The sequence below is a fragment of the Bradyrhizobium sp. LA6.1 genome (assembly GCF_040547805.1).
In the GTDB taxonomy this organism is placed as follows: Bacteria; Pseudomonadota; Alphaproteobacteria; order Rhizobiales; family Xanthobacteraceae; genus Bradyrhizobium; species Bradyrhizobium barranii.
Genome location: NZ_JBEPQK010000002.1, coordinates 614,854 through 627,323 on the forward strand (window position 1 = coordinate 614,854; position 12,470 = coordinate 627,323).

At 64.4% G+C, this 12,470-nt stretch carries 12 protein-coding genes and 1 tRNA gene; 5 read left to right on the top strand and 8 right to left on the bottom strand.

Annotated elements, in window-relative coordinates:
* Positions 1-23: 23 nt before the first annotated feature.
* The 4 genes from ABIB99_RS06600 to ABIB99_RS06615 all read right to left on the bottom strand — a co-directional run bounded on the left by ABIB99_RS06600 (position 24) and on the right by ABIB99_RS06615 (position 5,556).
* A complete protein-coding gene (locus tag ABIB99_RS06600; protein WP_354175162.1) occupies positions 24-1,088 on the bottom strand; it encodes an ABC transporter substrate-binding protein in 1,065 nt (354 codons plus the stop codon).
* Between the two features lie 45 nt (positions 1,089-1,133).
* Positions 1,134-2,204, bottom strand: a complete 1,071-nt coding sequence (locus ABIB99_RS06605; RefSeq protein WP_354175163.1) for an ABC transporter ATP-binding protein — start codon at positions 2,202-2,204, stop codon at positions 1,134-1,136.
* Positions 2,205-2,461: 257 nt separating this feature from the next.
* On the bottom strand, positions 2,462-3,385 hold the full coding sequence (locus ABIB99_RS06610) for a LysR substrate-binding domain-containing protein (RefSeq protein ID WP_063982543.1): 924 nt from the start codon (positions 3,383-3,385) through the stop codon (positions 2,462-2,464).
* A gap of 113 nt (positions 3,386-3,498) precedes the next feature.
* Positions 3,499-5,556: an ATP-dependent helicase gene (locus ABIB99_RS06615; protein ID WP_354175164.1), complete on the bottom strand. Its 2,058-nt coding sequence runs from the start codon at positions 5,554-5,556 to the stop codon at positions 3,499-3,501.
* Positions 5,557-5,684: 128 nt separating this feature from the next.
* Here ABIB99_RS06615 and ABIB99_RS06620 point away from each other — a divergent pair, with 128 nt between their 5' ends.
* Complete coding sequence (locus tag ABIB99_RS06620) at positions 5,685-6,275, top strand: TMEM175 family protein (protein WP_354175166.1); 591 nt, start codon at positions 5,685-5,687, stop codon at positions 6,273-6,275.
* Between the two features lie 9 nt (positions 6,276-6,284).
* Here ABIB99_RS06620 and ABIB99_RS06625 read toward each other — a convergent pair whose 3' ends face one another.
* Positions 6,285-6,665 carry a YciI family protein gene (locus ABIB99_RS06625; RefSeq protein ID WP_071917383.1) on the bottom strand — a complete coding sequence of 127 codons (381 nt, stop codon included), beginning with the start codon at positions 6,663-6,665 and terminating at the stop codon, positions 6,285-6,287.
* A 167-nt stretch (positions 6,666-6,832) separates the two neighbouring features.
* On the opposite strand from ABIB99_RS06625, the gene ABIB99_RS06630 reads away from it, so the two are divergent.
* Positions 6,833-7,042 carry a hypothetical protein gene (locus ABIB99_RS06630; RefSeq protein WP_014494462.1) on the top strand — a complete coding sequence of 70 codons (210 nt, stop codon included), beginning with the start codon at positions 6,833-6,835 and terminating at the stop codon, positions 7,040-7,042.
* 26 nt (positions 7,043-7,068) lie between these two features.
* A complete protein-coding gene (locus ABIB99_RS06635; RefSeq protein WP_354175167.1) occupies positions 7,069-7,272 on the top strand; it encodes a hypothetical protein in 204 nt (67 codons plus the stop codon).
* 10 nt (positions 7,273-7,282) lie between these two features.
* On the opposite strand, the gene ABIB99_RS06640 is transcribed toward ABIB99_RS06635, so the two are convergent.
* On the bottom strand, positions 7,283-7,996 hold the full coding sequence (locus ABIB99_RS06640) for a substrate-binding periplasmic protein (RefSeq protein ID WP_354175168.1): 714 nt from the start codon (positions 7,994-7,996) through the stop codon (positions 7,283-7,285).
* Positions 7,997-8,315: 319 nt separating this feature from the next.
* On the opposite strand from ABIB99_RS06640, the gene ABIB99_RS06645 reads away from it, so the two are divergent.
* Both ABIB99_RS06645 and ABIB99_RS06650 read left to right on the top strand, forming a co-directional pair.
* Positions 8,316-10,730 (top strand): ATP-binding protein, encoded by a 2,415-nt coding sequence (locus ABIB99_RS06645; protein ID WP_354175169.1) that lies wholly within the window; start codon positions 8,316-8,318, stop codon positions 10,728-10,730.
* Between the two features lie 331 nt (positions 10,731-11,061).
* A tRNA-Gly gene (locus ABIB99_RS06650) sits at positions 11,062-11,135 on the top strand.
* Between the two features lie 72 nt (positions 11,136-11,207).
* On the opposite strand, the gene ABIB99_RS06655 is transcribed toward ABIB99_RS06650, so the two are convergent.
* Positions 11,208-11,546 (bottom strand): site-specific integrase, encoded by a 339-nt coding sequence (locus ABIB99_RS06655; RefSeq protein ID WP_354175170.1) that lies wholly within the window; start codon positions 11,544-11,546, stop codon positions 11,208-11,210.
* Positions 11,547-11,780: 234 nt separating this feature from the next.
* Positions 11,781-12,377, bottom strand: coding sequence for a cytochrome b (locus tag ABIB99_RS06660; protein ID WP_354175171.1), 597 nt, complete (start codon positions 12,375-12,377; stop codon positions 11,781-11,783).
* Between the last annotated feature and the right edge of the window lie 93 nt (positions 12,378-12,470).

Below are 12,470 nucleotides of genomic sequence, written 5' to 3' on the forward strand. Positions count from 1 at the left end.
CGCCACGCCGCCGGTAACGGACGTCAGGAGGAGATGAAATCCAGATAGGCCTGGAAGGTCTTGGAATGGTTTTCGATGTACCAGGCCGCGTTGATCCTGGCCTGAACCGCTGCGTTTGCGGGATCGGCCGGATTGGTCGCGCGCAGCGCTTCCGGCACCATGGACTGGGCCGCCGGGTTGGAGGGACCGTTGCCCATCGCAGTCAGAAGTTTCACCTGCCCCTCCGGCTGCTGCATGGAGGCGATGGCGCGGAAGGCCTCGGCGCCGGCCGGATTGTTCTTCGGCACGACCCACAAGCCGGGCTGCAGAAGACCGTCCTTGAAGGTGTAGGCGATGCGGTTATTGGTCTCGGCCTTGAGGACGTTGGCGCGGGTGTGCCACAACAGGCCCATGACGCATTCGCCGTCCCGCATCAGGCTCTGGCTTTCGGCGCCGCTGTTCCAGTAGAGCACATCCTTCTTGATGGTTCCGAGCTTGGCGAAGGCGCGCTTGAGGTCGAGCGGATAGAGCTGGTCGAGCGGGACACCGTCGGCGATCAGGCACAGCTCGAGCATGGCCTGGGAATCCTTGCGGACCATGCGGCGGCCTGGATATTTCTTCAGGTCGAAGAAGTCTGCGAGGGTCGGCGTCTCCTTGACCTTCGCCGTGTCCCAGGCGAGCACGGAGGAGAACATGTAGTTCACGACGCCGTTCTCGTAGGCGAATTCCGTGGCGACCTTGCTCTTGTCGACGATGCTGTAGTCGATCTTCTCCAGGGCGTTGCGCGGCCCGAGCTCGGCCAGCGTCGTGACGCCGCAATCGCAGATGTCCCAGGTGACGTTGCGCGACTGGACCATCGTCAGGATCTTGCCGTTGAGGGGGCCGCTGCCGTCCAGCACCATGCGGCCGCCCTGCGCGGCGAAGGGCTGCACATAGGCTTCGTCGAAAGCCTTCATGGCGGCGCCGCCGTAATTGACCACGACGACCTCCTTGCGCGCCTCTGCGCGGGCGACGCCGCCGGCGAGCAGTGCGGGAGCGGCGAGAAGGCTGGCGCCTCCCTTCAGGAGGGCGCGCCGGGTCGGGGTGAAAATTGAATTGCGTTCGTTCATGACGGAAGCCCCATTCGTTCGTTTCGACTGTTGCGGCACTGCAGTTCAGGCATCGGTGACCAGCGTCCCGGCGCTGTGGTCCCAACCGATCGTTACGGCGTCGCCGGCGACGGGCGGCTCGCCATGTCGCCAGGTCGGCATCATCACGACGACGTCGCCGAATTCCGGCGTGGCGACCACGAGCCGGAATTGTGAGCCCAGATAGCTCCACTCGGAGACGACGCCTTTGAGCGTATTGTCGGGTTGACCGGTTTTGCCGGCGAGGGTGATCTTCTCCGGCCTCAGGGCGATCACGACGGGCTGGCCGATCGCCGGGCGATTGCAGTCGTCGCTCGCCTGGATGATCCGCACGCCCTGATGGGTCAGCAAGAAGCCGCCGGCCACGTGACTGTCCACGCTGCCCTTGAGGAAATTGCTCTTGCCGAGAAAGTTGGCGACGAAGCTTGTCGCGGGCCGCTCGTACAGCTCGGTCGGCGATCCCTGCTGGACCATCTTGCCGTCTCGCATCACCACGATCCGGTCCGACATGGACAGGGCTTCGTCCTGGTCATGGGTGACGTAGATGAAGGTCAGGCCGATCCGCTTGTGCAATCGCTTCAGCTCGTCCTGCAGCTCTGCGCGCAGCTTCTTGTCGAGCGCGCTCAGCGGCTCGTCCAGCAGAAGCAGGTGAGGCGTGAAGACCATCGCGCGGGCAAGCGCGACGCGTTGCTGCTGGCCGCCGGAGAGCTGGCGCGGATAGCGGCCGGCTTGCGAGCTCAGCTGCACCAGATCGATGGCGGCATCGACCTTGCTCTTGATCTCGGCGGCAGGCCGTTTGCGCACCTTCAGCGGGAACGCGACGTTGTCGTACACGGTCATGTGCGGAAACAGGGCGTAGCCCTGGAACACCATACCGAAATTCCGCTGCTCGGGAGGGAGTCGCAGGATGCTCTGTCCGCCCAGCAGGATGTCGCCGCGATCGGGCTGGACGAAGCCGGCGATGGACATCAGCAGCGTGGTCTTGCCTGAGCCCGAGGGCCCCAGCAGCGTCAGAAATTCTCCGCGCCTGACCGTGAGGGACACATCGTTCAGCGCCGCGAAGTCTCCGTAGAACTTGACGAGCCTTTCGATCTTCAAATCGTGATCAACTCCTGCGGAAGCTGACACACTTATGAAATTGTTGGTGGTCATTCTCGTCTTCTGGCTACGGCGGCAGGACGTGCGGAGATCCGTGTATCCCTGCAGATTGGCCGAGAGCCAAAATCGCAACAATCATCTAATTTGCATCAGTATGGTGTGTTTTTTGAACGATTGACCCGCCGGTGGCCGACGGTTGCAATCAGTGCGTTCGGTGTGCCGACGATGAGCGTCGGCGTTGTCGCTGGACAGGCGGCCTATTCGGAACGAGCCGCCGCATCGATTGTCCTGGCGATGCCCCCCTGGAATGCTTCCTTCAACCAGCGGCGCAGCACCACCAGTTCGGGGTCGCCCCAACGTCTGGCAACAGCGACGAAGTAGTAACCGCCAAGACTGACGGGGTGAGGGCTGAGATCGACCAGCCTGCCGGCGGCGAGGTCCTCCTCGACGAGCAGGGTGTTTGCGAGTGCGACGCCTTGTCCCTGTCTTGCGGCCTCGATCGTCAGATGGGCATGCCAGAGGTGCGGTCCTCGCAACATCGGCAGGTCGGTGACTCCCGCATTTTCGAACCATTGCTCCCAATAGAGCGTCGAGGCTTCGTGGATCAGCGGCAGGTTCAGGAAATCGGAAGCTTGAGTGACGACGGGGTGGCGCGCCCTGAACGCGGGGCTTGCGACGGCATGAATCTTCGGCGCCGCGATCAGCTCGGTCCTGACCTTCGGGCGGCTGATCATCATGTTCATGTGAACGATCTCGGCATCAGCCTCGCCGCGCGTGAAGTCCGCACGCGACAGCGTTGGATACAGGGCGATGTCGTAGTTCGGCAGACTGGCCATGAGCGCGGGCAAACGGGCGAGCAGGCGCTGATTGATGATGCCGGGAATGCACCAGATCGTCAGGGTTCGGCGGCTGGCCGGACGAACATCTTCGTTGGCCTGGCGCAGGATGTCGAAGGCGCGGGTGACCCGAGCGTGGAACGCTTCGCCGGCGGCAGTCAGCAGCAGGCCGCGTCCGTGCGCCGCAACCAGCGCGACATTGAGGTCGAGCTGGAGCTTGCGGATGTGTCGGGAGACGACGGTCGGACTCACCGACAATTCATCGCTTGCCGCCTTGATGCTGCCGGTGCGGCCGACAGCCTCGAAGGCTCTCAGGGCATTGAGCGACGGAAGCCGCAGTGACAAGCGATCCTCTGGCAAAAGCCACCTCTTTCCAGATGATCTAGCTCACCAAACCAACCAGCGAAAGCAGGATCCGCGCCAATCCGAGGGATCGATGTACTGGGATTCGGATCCACCTACCGCCACATCCCCCGCATCCGCGCGCCGATGTCGATCTTCGGGCCCTGCGCCGCCGCGCGGGCCGCAGCCGAAGCCGCCTTCGGCCAGGCGGTGCGTTCGAACAGATAGACGAGGGATTCCGGGACGAAGCGGGTGCGCGAGGCGTAGACGTGGCGGTCGCCCTTGGCTTGCTGGCCGTGGGTGAAGAAGCGCTGCGGCACGACGAGATGCAGATCGTCCTTGGCGCGCGTCATCGCGACATAGAGCAGGCGGCGCTCCTCCTCGAGCTCGGCCGAGGTACCGGCGCCGAGATCCGACGGCATGCAGCCGTCGACGACGTTGAGCACGAACACCGACTTCCATTCCTGGCCCTTGGCGGAGTGGATGGTGGAGAGGATCAGATAGTCCTCGTCGCGAAGCGGAGGACCTGATTTGTCGCTGGTCGCATCCGGCGGGTCGAGCGTGAGCTCGGTCAGGAATTTTTCGCGCGAGGCATAGCCGCTCGCGATCTGCTCGAGCTGCATGAGATCGGCGCGGCGCGTCTCGGAATCCTCGTGGATGCGATCGAGATGCGGCTCATACCAGAGCCGTACGCGCTCGAGATCGGCGGGCCATTCCGAGTAACGCAGATTTCCGACCGTGCGGACGAAGTCGGTCCACTCGGCGCCGGTGCGTGGCGGCACCGCAAGCTGGCCGAGCGCGGCAAGCGGATCGGCGCTCTCCGCCATCTGGTCGAGCACGCGCTGCGCGGTGGCGGGGCCGACGCCGGGCAACAGGTGCAGGATGCGGAATCCGGCGACGCGGTCGCGCGGATTTTCGGCAAAGCGCAGCAGCGCCAGCACGTCCTTGACGTGCGCGGCGTCGAGAAACTTCAGTCCGCCGAACTTGACGAAGGGGATGTTGCGGCGGGTCAGCTCGATCTCCAGCGGACCGGAATGCGAGGACGTCCGGAACAGCACCGCCTGGTGCTTGAGCAGCGCGCCTTGCTCGCGGTTGGCCAGCACCTCCTCGACGATGTAGCGCGCCTGGTCGGCCTCGTCGTGGACGGTGACGAGCTGCGGCTTCTGCGACGAGGTGCGGTCGGTCCACAGGTTCTTGGTGAAGCGTTCGCGCGCTAGCCCGATGACGCCGTTGGCCGCCGCCAGCACGGGTTGCGTCGAGCGATAGTTGCGGTCGAGCGTGATCATCTCGGCGCGGGGGGAGAAGCTTTGCGGAAAATCCAGGATGTTGCGAACGGTGGCGGCGCGGAATGAATAGATCGACTGCGCGTCGTCGCCGACCACGGTCAGCCCGCGTCCATCCGGCTTCAGCGCCAGCAGGATCGAGGATTGCAGGCGGTTGGTGTCCTGATATTCGTCGACCAGCACGTGATCGAAACGGCCGCCGATCTCTTCGGCGATCAGCGCATCGCTCATCATCTGCGACCAGTAGAGCAGCAGGTCGTCGTAATCCAGCACGTGCTGGGTCTGCTTGGCCTCGACATAGGCCGCGAACAGGCCCTTCAGCTCGGCGGCCCAGCCCGCGCACCAGGGGTAGTGCTGGCCGAGCACTTTTTCGATCTCCATCTCGGCATTGACGCAGCGCGAGTAGATCGACAGGCACGTGCCCTTGGCGGGAAAGCGGCTCTCGGTCTTCGACAATCCGCGTTCGTGCCGGACCAGATTCATCAGGTCGGCGGAATCCTCGCGGTCGTGGATGGTGAAGGCTGGATCGACGCCGATCCGCTCGGCATATGCGCGCAGGAGCCGCGCGCCGATGCCGTGGAACGTGCCGGCCCAGGTGAGGGCGTCGCGCATGATCGCGGCATTGTTCTCGCCCAGCACCTTTCGTGAGATGCGCTCGACCCGGCCGGCCATCTCGGCCGCGGCGCGGCGGGAGAACGTCATCAGGAGGATGCGTCGTGGATCGGCGCCTGCGACGATCAGGTGCGCGACGCGATGGGCGAGCGTATTGGTCTTGCCGGAGCCCGCGCCGGCAATGACGAGCAGGGGGGCGCCCACGGTCGCGCCATCGGCGACGCCATGCTCCACGGCACGGCGCTGCTCCGCATTGAGCGTGTCCAGATATGTCGCCACGAATCGCCCCGGTGAAAGGGTGAGAGTCGGCGATCCCGGCGCGAATCGCAATGCGGCTGGACGGAACCAATGTTAAGACCTAGGGACAACACGGCCCGAAGTTCCAGCCCGAGAAGCGCGCAACCGGCATGACCGAGCTCAAGCCCGACCGGTTCGAGATGCGGCGGCTGGAGTCGCTCAGCAACACCATCTTTGGCGTCGCCATGACGCTGCTCGCCTACGACCTGCCCAAGGCCGCGGTGTTCACCAGTGCCCCGAGCTGGAGCGATCTCGCCCATGTCTACTCCGGCAAGCTCGCCGGTCTCGCGCTCAGCTTCATCATCGCCGGCGTGTTCTGGATCAGCCACCACCGCCGGCTCGCGCGCCAGCCCGTGGGCAGCCGCGGCATGGTGATCCTCAACCTGTTCTTCCTGCTGTCGATCGTGCTGCTGCCGGTGACCAACGGCCTCTACACCAATTACAGCATGAGCAGCGCGGTGGCCGTGCTCTACGGCCTGCATCTGACCGCCATCGCCGGCCTCAATGCTTGGCTGTGGTGGACGATTCTGGGCGGCTGGCGCCACGAGATCATGGCCTCGATGTTTCCGCTGCTGGTGTTCATTCCGGGCACGATCGTTGCGGCCTTCGCGCCGCACGTCGCGCCCTTTCTGTGGTTCATCGCCTTTGGCGGGCTGTTGATCCAGCGCTTCTATGCCGCGCCGACCGGGCCAGGCGCGTGAGGCGGCGGCTCACCCTTTTGTCGCGCCGAACCCGTCGGCCGGCACGTAAAGCTTGACCGGGCGGATTTCGTAGACCGCCGACGGGTTGACCTCGCGCAGCTTTCGCGCCGCCGCGATCGCTTCCTCATCGGTATCGTAGTCGACGAGATGGAAGCCGAGAAGCTGCTCCTTGGTCTCGGCAAACGGGCCGTCCAGCACCATGCCCGCGCCGGGGCCGCGCAAGGTGTGCGCCTTTCGGGTGTCATCCAGACGGGCGGCCGGCCCAAGGTGTCCGCTTGCCCTCAAGGGCGCCTGAACCTCGATCACTTTGGCCACGACCGCGGCGTCCTGCTCCGGCGCCCAGGACAAGATCTCGTCTTCCACATGGTAGGCCAGGATGGCGTAAAGCATCGTCACCTCGTTTGTTTTTCAAGCTTGCAGTCGGAAGGATGTAAGAGCGCCGCCGACACCGACAATCCCGCAGACTAACATATTGCGTCGCGCAAGTTGCGACGAAACCGTCCTGAAACCCGATTGCCGCCCTCGGAGGTGAACGCTGTCCAAAGCCGAGGCGACTGATGGCCACCAAGAACACTTCGGAGGCGGCCATGTCGACCATCAAGATCATCTGCGACGCGCGTCGGGCGGGAAAGTCGGAAGCCGCGGATTTGCACGACCAGTCCGGCCATCACCGCTATTACGGCAGCTCGGCCGAGAACGGCGGCGAGCGGATCGTCGAAAGCCGCCGCGGAAAACGCCCGCGCGCGCTCAATGTGTGCGGCTTCTGAAGCCTTCGGCGACACCGTCTTTCGACATGGACGTCCTGCAAATATCGATCGCGACGATGCCGTTCCTGCTTGCGCTGATGAGCCGGACGGGGAAGGCAATCGCGCCATGCTTGCTGACGAGCATCATCACCGTGGTGCTCGGCGACGAGCCTCATCGGGCGGTCATGGCCTGGTGCGTCGGCGTGTTGATTGCCGCCGTTGCCCTGCGTGAGCGGCTTCGCGCGAGCTGACCCGGCGCCGTCACGGCGCACTCAGGACCTGTTTGACCAGCGCCTCGCGCAGCGTTGCCAGCTCGCCGCTCGCTTCCATCTGCGCGATCACCTTGCCGACCTTCGGCACCAGATCGCGATGGCGTTCGTGCAAATAATGGTAGATGTGGATGCGCTCCAGCGGCGGCGAGAGCGGGACAATCCTGGTCTGCAGATTGAGTTTCCTCACCGCGACGAGCCCGCTGAAGAGGTCGGTGACCATCACCTCGAAACGGTCGGCTTCGAGCATCCTGATCATGTTCTCGAGGCTGGTGGTCGCGGTGACGCGGGCCATGCCGCGCGTCCCGGCCTCCGAGGAGCCGACGCCGCGGACGATTCCGATGCTGTACTCCCTGATCGAATTCCAGCCGGCGACGTCGAAACGGAGTTTCGTCGTGAAGACCGCCGGCTCGATGTAGTTGATCGCCGGCGTGACCTGAATCAGCGTCGGGTAGTCGCTGGAAAGCGTTCCGATCCGCTGGATCTCGCCATCGACCTCGCCGGCGCTCGACAGCGCCAGCGCGCGCTTGCCGGGGACGTCCTCGAACTCCAGCTTGATATTCAGCTTGGCGTAGACGGCCCGCAGCATCTCGCCGCCGACATATTGATCCGGGATGTCGGCGATCCGCGCCAGCCGGATCAGCTCCTGCGCGTGCGACGGACCGGCGGCGAGCAATGACAGGCAGGCGACGATGATCCGCCACATGACGCGTCTCCTTTACCTCGCATTGCTCCCATTGGATTCGGATGGCCGCGATCCACCGGGGGTCGCGCCCGCGTGGCGGCCGCACCGCTCGCTTGTCTTGCAGGCGACTGCGGACTTTAACCAATGTCATTCCAGTACGCGAAGTGATAGTTTGCGCGAGAATCCTGCTGCTGGGCGCAAGACAAGACCCCGCCAAGCCGCCCATGGGCCGGCAGGATCGCCACGCAGGTCGCGTGATGAAAGAATTTCAACTGTCGAATTGCTCGCGGCTGCGACCCGCCGTCCGGAGCAGGGTGCCGCCATTCCGGGGACGTGGTGCATGGGCAACGCAGGCGACGAGGACTCCAAGCGCAGCAGTCGCGCCGGTCCCCCGGTGGCCGCGAAGCAGGATTTGAGCGGGATCGGCGCTGCATTTGCGCCAGGGATGATCGGAGCGCTGCTGTCGCGGATCTTCAACTGGTCGCGCAGCGGCGTCGGGCCGCGCCTGCTGGCCGCCGTGCTGCTGTTCTCCTCGATCGTCACGCTGATGCTGACCGCCCTTCAACTCTACCTCGACTACGACCGCGAGGTCGGCGTCATCGAGACGCGGCTCGACGAGATCGGCCGCAGCACGACCGGCAGCCTCGGCGAGAGCCTGTGGAATCTCGACCAGAACCAGCTCAAGCTCCAGCTCGACGGCATCCTGCGGCTGCCCGACATCCGCGCCGCCGAGGTGCGCGAGATCGCCGATCGTCCCAATCCGATCCGTGTCGCGGTCGGCGAGCCGAGCACCCGCTCAGCCGTGACACGCGACTATCCGCTGAACTACAGCGTCCAGGGGACGGCACGCCCGATCGGCGTGCTCCATGTCGAGGCGACGCTGGCCGAGGTCTATCAGCAGCTGCTGAACCGGGCCCTTGTCATCCTGGCAAGCCAGGCCGCGAAGACCTTTGTCGTCTCGCTGTTCATCATCTACATGTTCCATCTGCTGGTGACGCGGCATCTGGCCGCCATCGCCGAGTTCGTCGGCCAATACAGCCTGTCGCGGCCGCCGCCGCCTTTGCACCTCGAGCGCCGGCCGCCCCGCGATCCCGACGAGCTGGACAAGGTGATCGACGCCTTCAACGCGATGTGCGCGAACCTCGAGCGCGCCTATGGCGAGCTGCGCGAGGCCAACGCAAATCTCGAGCGCGACCTGAATATCCGCCGGCGCGCCGAAGAGGACGCGCGTGCCAGTGAAGAGCGTTTCCGCGACTATGCCGAGACCGCGTCCGACTGGTTCTGGGAGACCGGACCGGATCATCGGTTCACCTACGTATCCGACCGGGCCGGCGCCTTCGGCATGGACAACAAGGCGCTGGTCGGCAAGCACCGCACAGATGCCGCCTCCGACCGCGACGCCGAGCCTGAGAAATGGCGCGCGCACGTGGCGACGCTGGACCGCCATGAGCCATTCCGGAAGTTCGAATATCGCGGGCGCGACGTGGCCGGCCGTATGCATCATTTCAACGTCAACGGCCAGCCGATCTTCGCCGCGGACGGACGCTTCATGGGCTATCGCGGGTCGGCCACCGACCTCACCGCGCAGCACGAGGCCGAGGAGCGGCTGCGCCAATCCCAGAAGATGGACGCGATCGGTCAGCTCACCGGCGGCGTCGCTCACGACTTCAACAACGTGCTCACGGTCATCACCGGCACCATCGAGATCATTCAGGAAGGGCTTGCCGACAAGCCCGAGTTCGCCGCGATCGCACAGCTGATCGACGATGCGGCGGCGCGCGGCGCCGAGATCACATCGCAATTGTTGACCTTCGCGCGCCGCCAGCCGCTGGAGCCCCGCGACATCGACGTCAACGCACTCGTGGTCGAAACGGCGAAGCTGCTCAAGCCGATCCTCGGCGAGCATATCGAGCTCGTGACCCGGCTCGCGGACGACGCCTGGTCCGCGATGGCAGATCCGTCGCAGCTCTCGTCGGCGATCGTCAATCTCGCCGTCAATGCGCGTGACGCGATGCCGGGCGGCGGCCGGCTCACGCTCGAGACCGCGAACCGCGAGCTCGACGGCACCAGCGGTGCCGGCGACGGCGATGTCATGCGCGGCGCCTTCGTGATGATCGCGGTGGCCGACACCGGTCATGGCATTCCGGCCGATATTCGCGAGCGCGTGTTCGAGCCGTTCTTCACCACCAAGGGCGTCGGCCGCGGCACCGGACTTGGGCTGAGCATGGTCTACGGCTTTGCCCGCCAGACCGGCGGGACCGTCGTCATCGAGAGCGAGGAGGGGCGCGGCACGGTGATGCGGCTGTTCCTGCCGCGGTCGAAGGGCGAGGCGCCGGCCAGGACGACGCCGGTTCAGCCGCCCGCGTCGGCACGCGGGCACGAGACGATCCTCGTGGTCGAGGACGATCCGCTGGTGCAGGGCTATGTCATCGCCCAGCTCGGCACCCTCGGCTATCGCACGCTCGCCGCCAGCGACGGCGCAGCTGCGCTTGCGTTGGTCGACCAGGGCGTCAAATTCGACCTCCTGTTCACGGACATCATCATGCCCGGCGGCATGAACGGACGGGAATTGGCCGAAGCCGTCCGGCTCCGCCGGCCGGGGGCGAGCGTGCTCTACACCTCCGGCTATACCGACGACACCATTGTCCACGAAGGACATCTCGATCCCGGCCTGGCGCTGCTCAGGAAGCCGTACCGGAAATCGGAGCTTTCGCAGAAGATCCGCGAGGTGCTTGCAGGTGAGCCGCCGGCCTGAGCGGAGCTCATCCATGCAGACGCCACCCACGAAAAAGGCGCGGCGGGGAGACCCCGTCGCGCCCGATTTCTTGCTCGCTGGTCCAGGGCTGAGAGCGCCCCGATGCCAGGCCTTTCGTCAAAGCCTAGCGGGCGATCCCAGCGAGGTGACAGCGCTTGAGATAAGACACTGGATCACCTCCTTTCGTTGGTTTCGGGACTCTGAATATAGGACGAAATCCCGCCGCCGTTAAGGGGCGCCCCGGGGGCGGGAACCAGCCTGTCCGCGAGACGGGAAAGACCGGTCCGGAGCAGTTGAGACTGCCGCGCGGTCGTGTTAGGGAGCCAGTGATGCGGGTGTAGCTCAATGGTAGAGCAGCAGCCTTCCAAGCTGAATACGAGGGTTCGATTCCCTTCACCCGCTCCAATGTTTTCAATGACTTGGTTCGTCAAGAACTTTTCATTCCGACAAGCCCGGCTGATTCATTCCGACAAACGTTCACTTTTTGGCCGCCTGCTTGCGCCGCTTGATGCGCTTGATCTGCGCGTCCTGTTTGGCCTCATCGTCATGGTGCAGGTAGTGCGCCATCGCTTTCGTCGATGACCATTGGCCCTTCTTCATCAACTGCGTTTCCGTTAAGCCGGACGTGCTCGCTTCGGTGGTCCCGCCATGTCGGCCGAACGAAGTAAACGTCAGCTCAGGCCGCAGGCCCGCCGCCATTATGATCTTCTTCGAAATGCGCTCGACCTGCGTCAGCATCTCACCCTTGCCACCCCACGGCAGGCCACTGCCGTCACGACGAAGCATGAGACCGCCCGTGGGGCGCAGCGCCTTCATGGCATCCAGCTCAGCCATCAGCAGGGGATAGAGCGGCTTGTCCTTTTTATCGAACAGCGGTTCCCATGAGCCCGTGCTGGTCTTGTAGTTGATGACATGGACGTGGTTTGGACGGCCGTCCGGACGATAGTCGCTGGTCCGCGGAGCGTTGCCGATATCCGCGATGGACTGCCCACTGTGGAAGATCGAAAGCGGATCTGAAGATTTGATTTTGGCGCGGTGTCGGCAACCGGTTCAAACGATGCGTGGGAGAACGTCGGTGCGCCGGTCCTTGTCGAAATAGCGGTGCTTCAACGCACCGGCGACGTGCAGCGTGACTAGCGCCAGCAGGCTGTAGGCGAGCGTCTTGTGCAAGAATTGGAACAGTCTGAATCGATCATCATCCTTCGGCAGAAGTTCAGGAAGGTGGATGCCGAAGAAGAACACCCCGTCGCTCTCGGTGAAGGAGCTGGACATCGCATAGCCCATCAGCGGGACAATCAGCAGCAGCGCGTACATCGCGACGTGCACGGCCTGCGACAGAAGTCTCTCTTGGGTGGGGAGCGGCGCCGGTCCGGGCAGACGCGACATCGCGCGGATCGCAAGCTGCGCAAGAACGATCAGGAACACCAGCACGCCGAAGGATTTGTGCCAGGGATAAAGCAGGTTGAACCTCGCCGCGACGGCCTCATCCAGCACGGTCATCGTCCAGCCAGCCGCGATGAGGCCAAGGATCAGCAGGGCGCGCACCCAGTGCAGGATCCGCAGCGCCGCAGGATACTTGTCGATCGTTGGATGAACATCGTGAATCACGCTTTGAGCTCCTTGCCGGAAACTGTCGAGAATGCACAACAAGCAACGGGCATCCACCAATGTGGAGCCGTGGGGTTCAGTGGTGTCGGTAAGGGTTGTACATCCATGTAGTCGGTTCTTCCCGCTGGTGCG